Source organism: Paraburkholderia sp., from assembly GCF_036488505.1.
Classification (GTDB): Bacteria; Pseudomonadota; Gammaproteobacteria; order Burkholderiales; family Burkholderiaceae; genus Paraburkholderia.
The window spans coordinates 1-15,868 of record NZ_DASXHN010000030.1; the positions used below are offsets into that span (position 1 = coordinate 1).

Genomic DNA, 15,868 nt, shown 5'->3' on the forward strand with positions numbered 1-15,868 from the left:
TTGCGAGCAGAAAAAACATCACGTCGATCATGGGAATGATTTCGATGCGGCCACGCCCTGCTGCCCGGGAGCGGCGGAATTTCACGGCGCGACACCTTGCGCTTCGGCGGCGAAGCGAATCTCGCCGAGACGCTCGTTCGCATACGACTCGAGTTCGTCCATCAGACGTTCGAGGCGCCGTGAGAAGTAATTGAACGCGAACAGCGAGAACAATGCGACGACGAGGCCGACGGCGGTCGCGACCAGCGACTGTGCGACGCCGCCCGTCACCCCGCCCGGATTGACGAGGCCCTTTCCGCCGAACAGCTGGAACGAATGCATCATGCCGACTATCGTGCCTAGCAAGCCCAGTAGCGGGGCTGCGGTCACGATCGTTTCCAGTACCCAGAAGCCCTTGCTCATGTCGCGTTCGATCGCCGCCGCGAGCGCTTCGGTCTTCGTCTCGCGATACCAGATCGGCGCGGCGGCCCGGTCCGTGAGCGGCGCGCTCAGGCGCCTGAAAACATGGCGTGAAGGTAAGCGGTCGAAGCCATCGCTCGCGGCCCGCATCGCCGTATCGGGCGCGCCCGCGAAGCGCAGAAAAACGTACGAGCGATCGATCACGATCGTGATTGCGACCACGGCCAGCAGGCTAAGCGGATAAATCACCCATCCGCCAAGCTGTATCGCGTTTGCAAAACTGATCCAGTCGTTCATGTCAGCCTGTCCTCGCCACGCATCAGAAGTGCCGCGTAATGCCGGCATAGAAGGCGATGCGCGGTCCGTACTGCGGCGCGCCGACACCGATGCCCGAACCGTCGCGCAGTTCGTAGACGCGATCGAATGCATTGATCAGCAGCAGACGTCCATCGAACTTGCCGATCAACGGATTGTTGACGTTGAAATGATGGATGAGGCCAAGATTCAACTGCGTGTACCAGGGCAGCCGATCGGTATTCGCGAAGCCGCTGCGCAGGCCGCTGCCCACGATGCTGTCGACGCTGAAGGTGGTCTGGCCATAGGTATAGGTGCCGCCGATCGATGCCGACACGCGCTGATCGTGATCGAGATACACCCAGTGGCTTGCAATGTAGGCGAGTTCGTCGGCGCTGAAATTGAACTGTGCCGAGTTGATGTTTTTGCCCTGCGCCCGGCTGAGCGCGACGTTGGCATAGGCGGACACGTTGCCCTGCCGGTAATTGGTCGTGAATTCGATGCCGTACACACGGCCGTACTGGTAGTTGAACGGCGTGAAGATCAGCGCGCTGCCGAACTGGCCTTCGTCGAGCAGGTTGGTCGATTTCTTGTAGTAGGCGTCCACACCGACGCTGAGCGCCGGCGTGATCTGCTGTGTGATGCCCAGGTCGAAGTAATGGCTACGCTCGGGTTGCACCGGATCGTTCTGTCCGCTCACCTGGGCCGTGGTACCCGCAAAGCGCGCGATGTCGGCGTTCGATACCAGTTCGAAGGCCGGTGGCGTGAAGTAGCGCGCGTAACCGGCATGCATCGTCGTCGACGGCGTCAGCGCATACACGATGCCGACGCGCGGGCTCAACTGGCTCACGCTCATGTACTCGTCCATCTTGTCGTAGCGCAGACCGTAGTTGATCGTCAGCTTGCCGGAGATCTTCCATTCGTCCTGCAGGTAGGCGCTGTATAGATAGCCGGTTTTCGAACTGGAGTCAGGAATGTTGACCGGTTGATCGGACGACTGGTTGCCGTTCGCGTCAACCGGGAACACGCTGAGATCGTTGTCGAAGACCGCATGTTCCTGCTGGGCGAACAGCCCTGCGCGAATCGTGTGTTTGTCGTTGAGGCGGTAAGTCGTGTCGAACTGCAAACCGTTCGCCGTATCGCTATGGAAGTCTTTCGCCGCGACGCCGTTGAACAGCAGATCGCCGATCGGGTCGGGGTTGAATTGCGTGCGCGAGTAGCGGGTCACGAAAGCCAGCTGGTAGTCGAGCGCACCGCCGTTGGTGCCTTGCAGTGCGATAGCGGCGAACTGGTTCAGCTCCGATTGTGTTTCGTTCAACTGGCTCGAGTCGAAACTGTTCACGCCATTGAGCGCAAACGATGGCGTCAGGCCCGGCGTATTCGGAATCTGGAACTGGTTGCTCGTGACGCCGAACATCACGCTCACGCGCGTCAGCGGATTGATGATGTACGACATGTACCCGAACGCGTTGCCTTCGCGCGTGTGGTCGTGCAGCGGGCTGGCACTCGAGGTCGGGTTTTCGATGCCGAGGTTGTTTTCGCCGACCGCGCCGCTGAAGTAGTAGCTGAACGGCCCCTGGCTGCCGAAGACATCGCCGCTCGTGCGGATGGTCTGATGGCTGCCGCCGAAGACGTCGATCGAACCGCCGCTGCCGTCATCGCCCGTCTTCGTGCGGATGTCGACGATGCCGGCGGTGCGGTAGCCATATTGCGCGGGCAGCGCGCCGGTCAGCAGATTCATCTGGTCGATGATGCGCGTGTCCAGCGATTGCCCGAAACCGCTGATCGGCTCGGGAATGATGATGCCGTTGATGCGGTACTGCAGGTTTGCGTGATCGCCGCGTACATGCAACTGACCGAAAGAATCGGCGGCGACGCCGGGCGCCTGCAGCAGCACCTGATTAAGCGGTGTGTTCTGGCCGGCCGGCAGATCGTTGATGTCGCTTTGGCTGAAGCGATAGACGCTGCTGCCTGTCTCGGGCAGCAGGCCGTTGCGGGCCTGGTTGAGGCGCTGCGCATTGACTTGCACGTCGAGCGCGTCGCTTTTTGCCGGCACGGTGGACGCCGGGCTTTCTTGCGTCGGCGTGACTGTCGCGTTGCTGACGGGCGCGCCCGGGCTGTTGGCGCTTGCCCCGGTTACCGACGTGTCGTCCGACGCGTAGGCGCGAGCCGCGAGCACGAACAGTAGCAGCGCGGACAAGGTGATGCGGTGGTGGATTCTCATCTTGTCAGTTATTTGTGAGGTATCGAGCCATCGTGTCGCCCAGTGGTTGCACGGACGATGTCACGTTGGGCAAAGCGTCGGCTGCATGCTGATTGCCGTTGCGGCAATGCACGGTTGTGAGGCTCTACAGTGGGATCCCCGTCGCCGGGTTCGGATGTTATATCATAACGTTATAAAAACAAACTGTCGGTTGTTTTTTATCCGCGCTGACATCCTGAGATGCTTGCTGCTTGCCCGCTTCGATCGCAGGTGACCTGGACCAGCGCGAACTCAGCGAAGCCCGTCACATGGGCCGCATCATCGCGGCATGGACTGCGCGTGTCGGCCACAGATGCGTATGGCGAACGGTTTCATGAAGTCTTCCCTGAAAGGCTGCCGACAGAACTTGGCGCGGCGAGCGGACTGCCCACGGATCGCGAGAGGGGAAGGCGAAAACGCCCAATATGGCGACATCCGGACGCGGAAAGGCGCATGATCAGGGCCGTTGCGTCGACTAGAGAAATTGCACCGCGCCAATAAAAAACCGCCGGCAAAAGCCAGCGGTTTCTGTATAACGCCAGGTCGGCGAGCAAGACGAAAAACGTCAAACCTTGATGCCGGGCGCTTTGGCCGGCGCGGTAGTAGCCGGCGGAGCGTCACGTTGCGTCGGATTCACGATGATCACCGGATTCGGCATTGCCCCAAACGGCACCGCGAACACGACGGTTCTCGGTGCAGGGACGACGAACTCATCAGCGAATGCGGCATGCTGAAGCGCCATCATCTGGCGTTGCATCTGCTGCTGCATCGCCACCATCTGCGCCTGCGCCGCGCGCATCTGGTATTCCATCGCCTGCATCTGCCGCAGCGCGAACTCGGGCGGCGCGCCGCCGGTGCTCGTCTGCATCGTGAAGTTCGCGCTGCCTTGCGGGCTGTGCCAACTCCATGTGCTGACCTTTATCGGACCCGACGCGGTTTGTACGACGCGCGTTTGTGCTTTCACCGGGACCGACTGACCATTGACGCTGATAAACATCGGTTGAGCGGCGGACTGCGCATCTGTCTGTCCTGCCAGCGCAAGTGCCGGAAGCAGAGCAACGGCGCCCGCTGCAATGTACGAACGAAATCGCATATTCGTATCTCCATCGATCGGTATTGCTCGAATCAACAACGAAAGAATCATGCGACTCCAGGGTGGAGTCGTCGATGAATATGCGAGGGAAGGCTTAAGCGAAACTTAAGAAGCGGCCCACCGGAAAACAGCGTGACGTATGGGCGCTGGCGGTTGCTGTGCGTGCTCGTTTAAAGAAAACGACTGGCGCTTTAATGACCGCGATGACAGAAAAACTGCGCGAATGCGCTAATCGAGGAAGCCGTATACCTGAGCCGTCCATTCAATAGCCCGGCCCAGGTACGCGAGAAAATCACAACGAAAACATGAAAAGGGGTTACTGCGAGATCGGCTTGGTCACGTCCGTGCCGAACCAGTGCATCGAGATCTTTTTCAGCGTGCCATCCTGCTTCAGTTGCGTCAGCGCATCGTCGAGCGCCTTTGCGAACTTCGGGTTGTTCTGGCGGAACGGGATGCCCATTTCCTGATCGGCGCCCTTCAATACCGCACCCGGACGCAGCGGCAACTGTGAGTTCTTGATGATGTACGGCAGCATCAACCGGTCGTCGATGGTCGCGTCGATACGCCTGGATGCGAGATCGCGCAGCTTTTCAGGCGCGCCGGGATAGGTCAGCACGTTGATGCCCTGCACTGCCCGCGCCATCTGGTCATAGTTGGTGCCGAGCGTCACGCCGAGCTTCTTGTCGCCTTTGAATTCGTCCAGCGATTTGAACTCGCGCTTGTCGTCGGCTCGCTGGATCAGCTGCGCGGCCGAGTACGTATACGGCTGGCTGAAATCGAGAATCTGCTTGCGTTGCGGCGTAATCGTGACCTGATTGATGATCACGTCGAATTTGCCGCTCTGCAGCCCCGCGATAATGCCGCTCCATTCGGTCGGAATGAACTCCGGCTTCACGCCGAGCTTCGCCGCCACGGCTTTCGCGACGTCGACGTCGAAGCCCTCGAGCTGACCGTCCTTGTTGCGCGAATCGAACGGCGGATAGGTACCTTCCAGGCCGATCTTCAGCACGCCGGCCTGCTTGACCGAGTCGAGCAGATCTTCGGCATGGGCCGCGACGGCGGTGAAGCTGAAGGCCGACAGAGCCAGCGCGCTTATGAGCAGCTTCGAAACTTTCATTGAGTGTCTCCTCTGTGTTTGATTGTCAGGCTGTACGACGCAACGATCCCACGATCATCGAACTTGCTTCGAGTTGCTCGCGAGATCGCCGGTTCGATGGCGCTGTTCGCGTGATGAAGCGCGACCCGCACATGTCGCGCGAAAGCACGTCACCGCCGGGTTGCGGCGTCATCCTAGCACTCCAAAAGTCGTCTGTTCGAGCTTTGTGCGAAAGCCAGCCGGCCGAATTTGCATCGACACTCACGCACTTTTCTGTTTCGTCGGCGGATGAAAATCCGGCTTCGAAAAATCGCAGAACTCGCGCGTCAGGCTTGCGACATGCGAATAAAGTTGTTGCGGCCCGTCGTTGCGATAGATCGCGTAGTACCGCACCGGCGGCAGTTGCGGCTGCGAATGCAGTACCGTCAATTCGCGTTGCCGCACGAAGTCGGCGAAATAAAGCGCGGGCAGATAGCTGACACCGACTCCGGCAATCGTCAGCGAACACAGCGAGATTAGGCTATTGCCCGCAAACGCGCGCCGGATCGATACGTTGTTCGACTCGAACCAGCGTTCGTAGATCGCGTCGACACCCGAGGTGCCCGCCTGCATCAGGATCGGCCACGCGGCGATTTCGTCGAGCGACAGCGTGCGTGTTTCGCCAACCAGCGAAGGGCTCGCCATCCAGTCGAGATGCAGCCTGCGCAGCGGGATCGACGTGAAGCGTGGGGTTCTGATCGCGGTCGGCGCGATGATGAAGTCGATTTCGCCAGCGAACAGCCGCGACGTCAGTTTGGTGCTCACATCGATTTCAGGTTCGAACGACAGCGCCGGATACGCGAGCCGGATTTCGCGCACGAGGCGCGGCAAGCACGTTAGCGCGATCAGCTCGGTAATGCCGATCCGCAAACGCCGCACCTGCTCCACCTGCTTGCCCATCTTCTCGAGCAGCCGGTCACGCGATTGCAGCATTTCTTCGGCGATATCGAGCAGTTCGCGGCCCTTCGGGCTCAGGCGCGGAGCCCGATGACTACGATCGAAGAGCGGCGTCGAGAAGAACACTTCGAGTTCATTCACGCGCTTTGAAATCGCGGACTGCGTCGTATGCAGGCGATCGGCGGCGGCCGCGAAGGTGCCGAGCCGGGCCACCCAGTAGACCGCTTCGAGCTGCTTGAGCGTAATCACGGAGGTCGGAAGTTAGTCGGTGCAGGAGAGGGGATGCGGCGTTCGCGCCAGCGTCGGGATAACCCGCAGTATCGATGGCCGGACCGCTTGCTGGCAAGCGGCGCCTTGCAAACCAGGAATTTTTTTCATGGTTCGCGATGCCGATTACTCCGCCTTTGCCGCGCACGTCTTTGCCATACTGTGCCGATATGACGTTGCATGGGGCGCCGACGCGGAATCCGGCAACGCGAAATCCAATCGGGGAGATCGAGGCGATGGCGGGAAAAACCCTGTCGGAAAAGATCCTATCGGCGAAATCGGGCCGCGACGTGCGCGCGGGCGACGTCGTGATCTGCGAGGTCGATTGTGCGCTGGGCACCGACGGTTCGATTCCGATGGCGGTCGACTATTTCGATGCAATGGGCGGCGGCCGTGTGAGCGCGCCGCAGCGGCTGGTCTTCGCGCTCGATCACTACGCGCCGGCGCCGAGCCCCAAAGCGGCATTGTTGCAGGCGGGCATCCGGCGCTTCGCCAAGGAACAGGGTATACGCCTATTCGATGTCGGCGAGGGGATTGGTCATCAGCTCGTCGTCGAAAAAGGCTTCGCCGCGCCGGGTCGTTTGCTTGTCGGCGCGGACAGCCATGCAGTCACCTACGGCGCGGCGAACTGCTTCGCAACTGGCATCGGTTCGTCGGATCTGGCCGGCGTGATGAAAACCGGCAAGGTCTGGCTCAAGGTGCCTGCATCGATTCGCGTCAGACTGCACGGCCAGCTTGCGCAAGGTGTCTATCCAAAAGATCTCGCGCTGTATCTGGCGCAACTGCTCGGTACCGACGGCGCGACGTACCAAACGCTCGAATTCGACGGCGATGGCGTGCAAAGCCTCGATTTCGAGGATCGGCTGGTGGTCGCCAACATGTCGGTCGAGCTCGGCGCGAAGAACGCGATCTTCCCGTTCGACGACGCGTGCCGGCGTTACCTCGAAGGCCGCGTAGACGATTTCTCGGGCGCGCTGAGCGCCGATCCGGACGCCATGTATTCCCGCACGCTCGACATCGATCTCGCGGCACTCGAACCGTTTGTCGCGCTACCGCATGCGGTGTCGAACAACGTCGGTGTCGCCTCGCTCGATACGACGCCGGTGCATATGGTGTTTCTTGGCACCTGCACTGGCGGCCGCACGAAAGATTTCCGTCAGGCGCTGAATGTGTTCCGCGAATTCGGCGGCCCCGCTGATGGCGTGCAACTGGTGATCACGCCGGCCTCGCGCGACGTCTTGCTGGAACTGACGCAGGGCGGCGAACTGGCCGAACTGATCGCCCTGGGCGCGGTGATCGTCACGCCCGGTTGCGGCGCATGCTGCGGAACGAGCGGCGCGATTCCCGAGGACGGCGCGAACGTCATTTCAACCGCGAACCGCAATTTCAAGGGGCGCATGGGCAACCCGAGCGCCCATATCTTTCTCGCGTCTCCGGAGGTATGCGCGGCAAGCGCGGTCGCCGGCCGGATCGCGAGTCCACGCATGCTTGCCGCCGGGCGTCAATCGACATGACCACTTCCATCGACGGCATCGCGCGGCGCTTTGGCGACAACGTTAATACCGACTACATCATTTCGTCGCGGCGCAAACGGGAGTCGCTCGATCCTGCCGTGTTGAAACAGTATCTGTTCGAGACGATCACACCGGATTTCGCCGCGACGGTGAACCTCGGCGACATTCTTGTCGCCGGCAAGAACTTCGGCTGCGGCTCGGCGATGGAAGTCGCGGTGACGGCCGTGGTGGGTGCCGGCATCAAGGTCGTGCTCGCGCAAAGTTTTGCTCGCACCTATTTTCGCAACGCGGTGAATAACGGGCTCTATCCGATCGAATGCGACACGAGCCGAATTGAGGAGGGCGCGGCATTGCATATCGAACTCGGTGCGCACGTCACCGTTCGCTGCGATCGCATGAGCGAGCCGCTAGAGGCCGAGCCGATCGCGCACGAGATGCTCGCGATTCTCGATGCAGGCGGGTTGGTCCCGTATCTGCGCCAGCATCCGAATTTCTGATTCGAGTCTATTCAGGAGGACATCCATGAGCCATCCCAACCGGTTGGGATTCCGGATATTGCCAATGCCCGCGGCGATCCCGGCCGACACCGTCGACGCGTTCCGCTCGATCGTCACCCCGCATATCAGCGACAACATGCACCGCCTGTGCGGGGTGGTCGGATTGAAGCGGTATCACCGCGAGAAAAAGCTGGTCGGACGCGCGTTGACGGTCAAGGTGCGCGCCGGCGACAACCTGATGATCCACAAGGCGATCGACATCGCCGAGCCCGGTGACGTGATTGTCGTCGATGGCGGCGCGGACCTGACGCAAGCGCTGGTCGGCGAGCTGATGCAGATGCACGCGCAGGTGCGCGGCGTCGCGGGCTTCGTGATCGACGGTGCGATCCGCGATGTCGCGGCGTTTTATCAGGCGGACTTCCCGTGCTTCGCCCGCGGCAATACGCATCGTGGACCGTTCAAGGACGGCCCGGGTGAAATCAATGTGCCGGTTGCGATCGGGGGTCTCGTGATCGAAGCGGGCGATCTGATCGTCGGCGACGAAGACGGCCTCGTCGCGGTGCCGGCGGACCGCTTAGGCGACGTGCTGCAAGCCGCGCGAGCGCAGGCGCAGCGCGAAGCGCAGCGCAAGCAGGCGATTCTCGCCGGACAAGACAAGCGTGGCTGGATCGACGCGTACCTGAAAGAGCAGGGCGTGATCGCATAGCACGCACCAGCAGCGAAAGGACTCACATGAAACTGATTGCAACGCGCCTTGACCGGATCAAACCGTCGCCGAGTTCGATGGCGACTGCGCGCGTGAAGGAATTGCGCGCGGCGGGACGGGACATCATCGGATTGACCGTCGGCGAGCCCGACTTCGATACGCCGCCGCATATCATCGAAGCCGCGTACGACGCGATGAAAAGCGGCAAAACGCGCTATACGGTGGTGGACGGTACGCCCGAATTGAAGCGTGCGATTCGCGACAAATTCGCACGTGAGAACGGCCTGGTGTTCGCGCAGGATGAAGTGAGCGTCGGCAACGGCGGCAAGCAGGTCATCTTCAACGCGCTGACCTGTACGGTCGACCACGGCGACGAGGTGATCGTGCCGGCGCCTTACTGGGTGTCATATCCCGACATGGTGCTGCTCAATGGCGGGCGTCCGGTGATTGTCGAATGCGATGTCGACAGCGGCTACAAGATGACGCCGGCGCAACTGGAAGCCGCGATCACACCGCGAACCAAATGGTTGGTGCTCAATTCGCCGTGCAATCCGACGGGTGCAACGTATACCGCAAATGAACTGGTCGCGTTCGGCGAAGTGCTGAACCGCCATCCGCACGTCTGGATCCTGACCGACGATGTGTACGAACACCTGATTTACGACGGCCTCGAATTCGCGACGTTCGCGCAGTGCAATCCGCAGTTGCGGGAGCGTACGTTGACGGTCAACGGCGTATCGAAAGCGTATGCGATGACGGGCTGGCGGATCGGCTTTGCCGGTGGTCCGAAGACGCTGATCAAGGCGATGGCGAAGCTGCAATCGCAAAGCACCACCAATCCTTCGGCCATCAGCCAGGCCGCCGCGTTGGCGGCGCTCAACGGGCCCAAGGACTTTCTGACGGATTGGCGCGCGCAATTCCAGCGTCGCCGGGATCTCGTGGTGGACAGCCTGAATGCAATCGACGGACTGTATTGTCCGCGTCCGACAGGTGCGTTCTACGTGTATCCGTCGTGTACGGGTGTGATCGGCAAGCGCACAGCGGACGGCCGCGTGATCGCGAACGATGGCGATTTCGTGATGTATCTGCTGGAGACGCAGGATGTCGGCGTCATTCAGGGCGCCGCGTTCGGTTTGTCGCCCGCGTTCCGCATTTCGTTTGCGACCTCGCACGAACAGTTGCAGGAAGGATGCCGGCGCATTGCGCTCGCGTGCAAATTGCTGCAGGCCTGAGCATCGATGGAATCTGACAATAAACAAGGAGACACCATGCATACGCTAATACGACGCACTGTTCCCGCGCTACTGATAGGCTGCTTTTGTGTCGGCGCATACGCGCAGGATCTGACGGGCCGGCTTGCCACCATCAAGGAGCGCAATACGATCGTGCTCGGCTACCGCGAATCGTCGTTGCCCTATTCGTACTACGACAACGAGCAAAAAGTGGTCGGCTATTCGCGCGATATCGCCCAGGAAATCGTCAAGGAGATCCAGCAGGCGATCAACGCGCCATCGCTACAGGTGCGGATGATTCCGGTCAACGCGCAAAACCGCATACCGTTGATGCAGAACGGCACTATCGATCTGGAATGCGGCGGCACCACCAATAACAAGGAACGCGCGCAACAGGTGAGCTTTTCCGACACGATTTCGGTGACTGAAACGCGACTGCTGACCAGGGCCAATTCGGGCATCCACTCGTTCAACGATCTTGATGGCAAGACGGTTGCGGTGACAGCGGGTACCACGTCAGAGCGCTTTCTGCGCAAGTACGTCGAAGAAAAGCACGCGAACATCACGATCGTGTCCGCGCGCGATCACAGCGGTTCGTTCCTGAATCTCGAGACAGGGCGCGCGCAGGCCTTCTTCATGGATTCTGACGTGCTGTCCGCGGAACGGGCAACTTCGGGCAATCCGGCTGCATACGTAGTGACCGGCGAGCCGCAATCGCACGAAGCCATTGCGTGCATGTTGCCGAAGGGCGATACCGCGATGAAAGCGATCGTCGACCGCACGATTGCGAAGCTCGAACAGAACGGCCAGGCCGAAAAGCTGTACAAAACGTGGTTCATGTCGCCGATTCCGCCGAAGGGCATCAACCTGGACATGCCGATGAGCGACACGATGAAGGCGGTGTTCGAGCATCCGAACGATCGGCCGATGGACGATTAAACGCAGCGCACGCGCCGGGTGTGCGTGTGGCTAGCCCGGCCGTGGCGTTGCTCCCCACTGCGAAAAACCGCATCACGCCCGCACCACCGTCACCCCATCGCCTCCATCGGCTTCGGCTATTGCGCATCGGTCTTGTTCTCGGCAATGAGCGATTGCGCGACCGTGTTCGTCCCGCCGCCGCGTGGTCGGCTATACGATGCGCGGCGACTCGCTCCGCACCGCAGCGCGCGGACGTTCGTCGACCATCTGCGCGATAAGTGCATGACGGCATCGGCGTGTGAATGCTCGTTCATGCGCTCTGATGAAATTGCTGCAACAGATCAAGAAATAGATCGAGTGCGCGCGTTCGTGGCCGCGAGATCTCGGTAATCGCGCTGATTCTGTTTTCGAAGAGCGGCCCTGCGGGCACCTTGACGAGCGCGTGCCGCTTTGCGAATGAGGCCGCATAGAATTGCGGCAACAAACCGACATAATGCCCGGACAGCGTCAGCATCGCGACCGCTTCGAGACCCGACGCCGTTGGCCCGCGCTGCATCCCGAGGGTGTTGAGCGCGTCGTGCACGAACGGTTGCGATCGATAGACGAGCGGCAGCGTCGCCGCATCCCGCAAACGGCGGCGCGCCACGTACAGCTGCTGAACCTCGACGAACAGCGGCAGATAGTGAAAGCCCGCTTCACGCCGATACATCCCGCGTATCGCCACCTGCACGCGCCGCTCGCGTAGCGCGAGATCGAGTTCATTGAAGGTCATCACACGCAGTTCGACGTTCACGTCCGGAGCTTGCTCCTTCAGCGCGGCGAGTGCCTCGGGCAAATGACAGCTCTCGTCGCTGATTATGTGCTCGACCATGCCGATCGATAGCGTACCCGACAACACGCCGCGGACCGCGTCGATCTGCGGACAAATGCGCTCTAACGACATCAACGCGTCGCGCGCGAGATCGAGCGCGACCCTGCCCGCATGCGTGAGCACGAAGCCGGACGGCCCTCGCTCGCACAGCCGCGCGCCGAGCGTTTCCTCGACGTCGCGGATATGGCGGCTGATCGACGCCTTCGACATGTTCAGCTGTTTCTCGGCAGCGGCGAAACCGTTCGCCTGCGCGACCGCGCAGAAGATCCGCAGCGAGCGCAAATCGCGTTCGCTAAAGTCGGGACGGGGCGCGGCGGCGCTTCGTTGAGTCCGTCGCTCGGTCAAGTTGAGGCACCTTCAAGCAAGTGGAAAGGTTTCGTTTTTCGAAACCATACAGATAAAAAAATCATTTTTCACGATTTTTATGGCGTCGTACATTCGGTCGCCTGCCAAAGCGCGAAGTCGCGGCGACACGCTATGCCCGGCTGGCACACACACGTTTATTTCGCGGAGAAAGCAATGAGAAACTGGTCCAGACGATCGTTTGTGAGAGCGACGCTCGCGTCGGCCGCCGCTCTGGCGCTGCCGCAAATCGCGCTCGCCGAAGGCGGCACGCTCGCCGACATCAAGAAGCGCGGCACGCTGGCGGTCGGCACCGAAGCCGCGTACGAGCCGTTCGAATTTGTCGAGAACGGGCAGATCGTCGGCTACGGCCATGACCTGCTGGAGTTGATGGCGGCGAAGCTCGGCGTCAAGCTCGAACAGGTGAACCTGCCGTTTCAAGGCCTGCTGCCTGGCCTGATGTCGCACAAATTCGACTTCGTCGCGACGAGCGTGGGCATCACGCCGGAGCGCGCCAAGCGTTTTGCGTTCAGCGAGCCGGTCGGCGTCGTGCGTTCGGTGCTTCTGGTGCGCGCCGACGACGGATCGATCAAACGCGACCTCGACATCGGCGGCAAGACGATCGGCACGCAGATGGGCTCGTCTTCGCAGCCGGTTGCCGACGAATTCGAAAAGGAACTGAAGGAAAAGACCGGCAAGGGCTACGCGGGCACAAAGCTGTTCCAGGCCTACCCGGACGTCTCGAACGCGCTCGCGAACAAGACCATCGACGTCGCGCTGATGCCGTCGAATATCGCCGCAGTGGAGATGAAACGGCAACCCAACGTGTTCCGTATCGCCGGCACGATCGGCCAGCCGAAGCTGCTTGCGTGGGTCGCGAATCCGGGCGACCTCGAGATCCGCAAGTTCATCAACGATTCGCTCGATGAGTTCCGCGCGAACGGGAAGCTCGCCGCGTTGCAGACGAAGTGGTTCGGCGCGCCGATGGACACGCCGCGCAGCAACTATCTGCCGACCGGCGCCATCTGACGCCACCATGTTCGACTGGCTCGCTAAAGGCGGCGTGATCGTGCCGTTCCTCGATGGCGTCGTCGCCGGCACGGCGCTCACGCTGGCCGCATCGGCTTGCGCGTTCGTGATCGGCCTTGCGCTCGGCATCGTGCTGCTGCTCGCGCGCATCTCGCCGATCGCGCCGCTGCGCTCGCTGGTCGTGCTGTGGGTTAGCCTGATTCGCGGCACGCCGGCGCTGATACACATGTTGATCGCTTACTACATGGTGCCGGCGCTGCTCAATATCTCGATTTCGCCGATCGCCGCCGGCATCGCCGCGCTCGCGTGCAACACCAGTGCGTACATCGTCGAGATTCTGCGCGGCGCTCTCGGCACCATCTCGGGGGGACAGCGGGCCGCCGGCTACGCGATGGGCATGCGCACCGCCCAGGTGTGGCGTCACGTGCTGCTGCCGCAGATGATCTACCGGTCGATTCCGCCGCTCACCAGCGAATTTACGATCCTGCTGAAAGCGTCGTCGCTGATGTCGATCATCGCGGTGCCCGAACTCGCTACGGTCGCGCGCAACGCGACGCTGCAAACCGATCTGCCGCTGCAGGTGTTCACGATCACCGCCGCCGTCTACTTCGTGATCCTGTTTCTGATCTCGGCCGCTTCGCGACTGTGCGAGCGCCGTGTTTCGAGGATGTTGCCTCATGGCCATTGATTTTTCGATCGTCCGTGAAGCGATTCCTCCGCTGCTTAAAGGTTTGCGCGTCACCGCGCTGGTCAGCGCGATCGGCATACCGCTTGGTGTCGCGGCGGGCATCGTCGCGGCGTATGCCGCGCAGTCGCGCACGTGGCTGCGACCCGTCGCGCTGTCGTACGTCGAGTTGGTGCGCAACATTCCGTATCTGATTCTCGTCTACCTGTCGTTCTTCGGCTTGCCGAAGCTTGGCGTCGGCGCGTCGGCGATGACGGTCGCGATCGGCTGCACGGCGTTCTACACCGGCGGCTACTTCTGCGAAATCCTGCGCGCCGCGTTGCGCAGCGTGCCGCGCGGGCAGACGTATGCGGCCTTCTCGCTCGGCATGACGTTCTGGCAGGCACAGCGTCATGTGATCGCGCCGCAGATGTTCGGGTTCATCACACCGCCGACGACGAGCCTCGTGATCATGATGTTCAAGGACTCGGCGATCTTCTCGGTGATGAGCCTGCCGGAGATCACGTACCAGAGCAATCTGCTCACCGCAAACACGTTTGCCTATACCGAAGTGCTCGGCACGACGGCATTGATCTACTGGATCTGCAGCGTTCTTCTCGCTGGCGTCGGCCGCCGTCTGGAGACCGTAATCGGACGCCGCACGCGCCACGTTTGACGCGCATCCCGCCTTTCATCTGGAGACACACGAATGAGCCACTACACCGTTGCGCCAAGCACCGGCCATCCGACGCTGCTGTACTCGGAACTCGATCTCGATATCGATAACCTGAAAGCCGATATCGCCGTGCTCGGCATGCCGTACGGCGCGCCTTATGGGCCGTCCGATTACAGCAACGATCAGACGAACGCGCCGTCGGCAATCCGTCAGGCGACCGATCGCGTCGCGCGCAAGCCCGACCACTACGACTTCGACATCGACGGTCCGCTGCTGCAAGGCCGCACCGATATTCGTTTCGTCGATTGCGGCGACGTGATTCCCGACTTGAAGAAGCCCGGCGAGCATTACGCGCGCGCCGAAGCGGCCGTGCGCCGCATCGTCGCCGGCGGTGCGATGCCGATCGTGCTCGGCGGCGATCACGGCATCACGACGCCGGTGCTGCGCGGCCTCGACGCCAAAGGCCCGATCACGCTCGTGCATATCGACGCCCACCTGGACTGGCGCGACGAAGTGAACGGCGTGCGCGAAGGGCTGTCGAGTCCGATCCGCCGCGCGTCGGAAATGACGCACGTCGACCGCATCTTTCAGATCGGCCTGCGTGCGCAGGGCAGCGGCCGCTCCGAGGAGCTGGTCGCCGCGCGTGCGTACGGCGCGGAACTCGTTACCGCGTACGAGCTGCACGACATCGGCATGGATGCGGTGCTCGCCCGAATTCCGGACGGCGGTAACTACTACCTGACGATCGACGCCGACGGTCTCGATCCGTCGGTGATGCCGGCCGTCGCGGGTCCGGCACCGGGCGGCGTGACCTTCGTGCAGGCGCGCAAGCTGATCCACGGTCTGGTGAAGAAGGGACGCGTGGTCGGTATGGACATCGTCGAAATCCAGCCGGAGAAAGACGACGCGAATCTGATTTCCTGCGTGACGGCGGGCCGTTTGATTCTCAACCTGATCGGCGCGTCGATCCGCGCGGGGTATTTTGATAAATGAGTCGACAAATGACGACGCCGGTCATCGACATTCGCGGCATCGACAAGTGGTACGGCACGCACCACGTGCTCAAGCAATGTTCGACGCACGTGAACAAAG

15 protein-coding genes and 1 pseudogene are annotated in these 15,868 nt (G+C 61.5%); 9 read left to right on the plus strand and 7 right to left on the minus strand.

The window, feature by feature from the left end; all coding sequences use genetic code 11:
* The 6 genes and pseudogenes from VGH68_RS01775 to VGH68_RS01800 form a co-directional block, all read right to left on the minus strand.
* A pseudogene (locus tag VGH68_RS01775) lies at nt 1–85 on the minus strand (biopolymer transporter ExbD); the annotation flags it as partial.
* On the minus strand, nt 82–696 hold the full coding sequence (locus tag VGH68_RS01780) for a MotA/TolQ/ExbB proton channel family protein (protein WP_331601786.1): 615 nt from the start codon (nt 694–696) through the stop codon (nt 82–84). The pseudogene VGH68_RS01775 and the gene VGH68_RS01780, both read right to left, overlap by 4 nt.
* A 22-nt stretch (nt 697–718) precedes the next feature.
* Complete coding sequence (locus VGH68_RS01785; protein ID WP_331601787.1) at nt 719–2,917, minus strand: TonB-dependent receptor; 2,199 nt, start codon at nt 2,915–2,917, stop codon at nt 719–721.
* Between the two features lie 583 nt (nt 2,918–3,500).
* Complete coding sequence (locus VGH68_RS01790) at nt 3,501–4,028, minus strand: hypothetical protein (protein WP_331601788.1); 528 nt, start codon at nt 4,026–4,028, stop codon at nt 3,501–3,503.
* A 316-nt stretch (nt 4,029–4,344) separates the two neighbouring features.
* Nucleotides 4,345–5,145, minus strand: coding sequence for a transporter substrate-binding domain-containing protein (locus VGH68_RS01795; protein WP_331601789.1), 801 nt, complete (start codon nt 5,143–5,145; stop codon nt 4,345–4,347).
* Nucleotides 5,146–5,385: 240 nt separating this feature from the next.
* Complete coding sequence (locus tag VGH68_RS01800; protein WP_331601790.1) at nt 5,386–6,309, minus strand: LysR family transcriptional regulator; 924 nt, start codon at nt 6,307–6,309, stop codon at nt 5,386–5,388.
* Between the two features lie 254 nt (nt 6,310–6,563).
* On the opposite strand from VGH68_RS01800, the gene VGH68_RS01805 reads away from it, so the two are divergent.
* From VGH68_RS01805 to VGH68_RS01825, 5 genes are read left to right on the plus strand one after another with little or no spacing between them, the layout of a single operon-like run.
* A complete protein-coding gene (locus VGH68_RS01805; protein ID WP_331601791.1) occupies nt 6,564–7,841 on the plus strand; it encodes an aconitase/3-isopropylmalate dehydratase large subunit family protein in 1,278 nt (425 codons plus the stop codon).
* Nucleotides 7,838–8,338, plus strand: a complete 501-nt coding sequence (locus VGH68_RS01810) for an alpha-IPM isomerase (RefSeq protein ID WP_331601792.1) — start codon at nt 7,838–7,840, stop codon at nt 8,336–8,338. Before VGH68_RS01805 ends, VGH68_RS01810 begins: the two co-directional genes overlap by 4 nt.
* Before the next feature lie 25 nt (nt 8,339–8,363).
* Nucleotides 8,364–9,044: an RraA family protein gene (locus VGH68_RS01815; protein WP_331601793.1), complete on the plus strand. Its 681-nt coding sequence runs from the start codon at nt 8,364–8,366 to the stop codon at nt 9,042–9,044.
* 26 nt (nt 9,045–9,070) lie between these two features.
* Entirely contained in the window at nt 9,071–10,276 is a 1,206-nt protein-coding gene (locus VGH68_RS01820; protein WP_331601794.1) for an aminotransferase class I/II-fold pyridoxal phosphate-dependent enzyme, read from the plus strand.
* A 36-nt stretch (nt 10,277–10,312) separates the two neighbouring features.
* Nucleotides 10,313–11,215, plus strand: coding sequence for a transporter substrate-binding domain-containing protein (locus tag VGH68_RS01825; RefSeq protein WP_331601795.1), 903 nt, complete (start codon nt 10,313–10,315; stop codon nt 11,213–11,215).
* Between the two features lie 289 nt (nt 11,216–11,504).
* Here the strand turns inward: VGH68_RS01825 and VGH68_RS01830 are convergent, their stop codons facing one another.
* Nucleotides 11,505–12,410 carry a LysR family transcriptional regulator gene (locus tag VGH68_RS01830; protein WP_331601796.1) on the minus strand — a complete coding sequence of 302 codons (906 nt, stop codon included), beginning with the start codon at nt 12,408–12,410 and terminating at the stop codon, nt 11,505–11,507.
* Nucleotides 12,411–12,584: 174 nt separating this feature from the next.
* On the opposite strand from VGH68_RS01830, the gene VGH68_RS01835 reads away from it, so the two are divergent.
* From VGH68_RS01835 to VGH68_RS01850, 4 genes are read left to right on the plus strand one after another with little or no spacing between them, the layout of a single operon-like run.
* Nucleotides 12,585–13,436 (plus strand): transporter substrate-binding domain-containing protein, encoded by an 852-nt coding sequence (locus VGH68_RS01835; protein WP_331601797.1) that lies wholly within the window; start codon nt 12,585–12,587, stop codon nt 13,434–13,436.
* A 7-nt stretch (nt 13,437–13,443) separates the two neighbouring features.
* A complete protein-coding gene (locus tag VGH68_RS01840) occupies nt 13,444–14,124 on the plus strand; it encodes an amino acid ABC transporter permease (protein ID WP_331601798.1) in 681 nt (226 codons plus the stop codon).
* Complete coding sequence (locus VGH68_RS01845; protein ID WP_331601799.1) at nt 14,114–14,776, plus strand: amino acid ABC transporter permease; 663 nt, start codon at nt 14,114–14,116, stop codon at nt 14,774–14,776. Before VGH68_RS01840 ends, VGH68_RS01845 begins: the two co-directional genes overlap by 11 nt.
* A 33-nt stretch (nt 14,777–14,809) precedes the next feature.
* The gene (locus VGH68_RS01850) at nt 14,810–15,769 is read left to right on the plus strand and encodes an agmatinase (RefSeq protein ID WP_331601800.1); all 960 of its coding nucleotides are present in this window, start codon (nt 14,810–14,812) and stop codon (nt 15,767–15,769) included.
* Nucleotides 15,770–15,868: the final 99 nt, after the last annotated feature.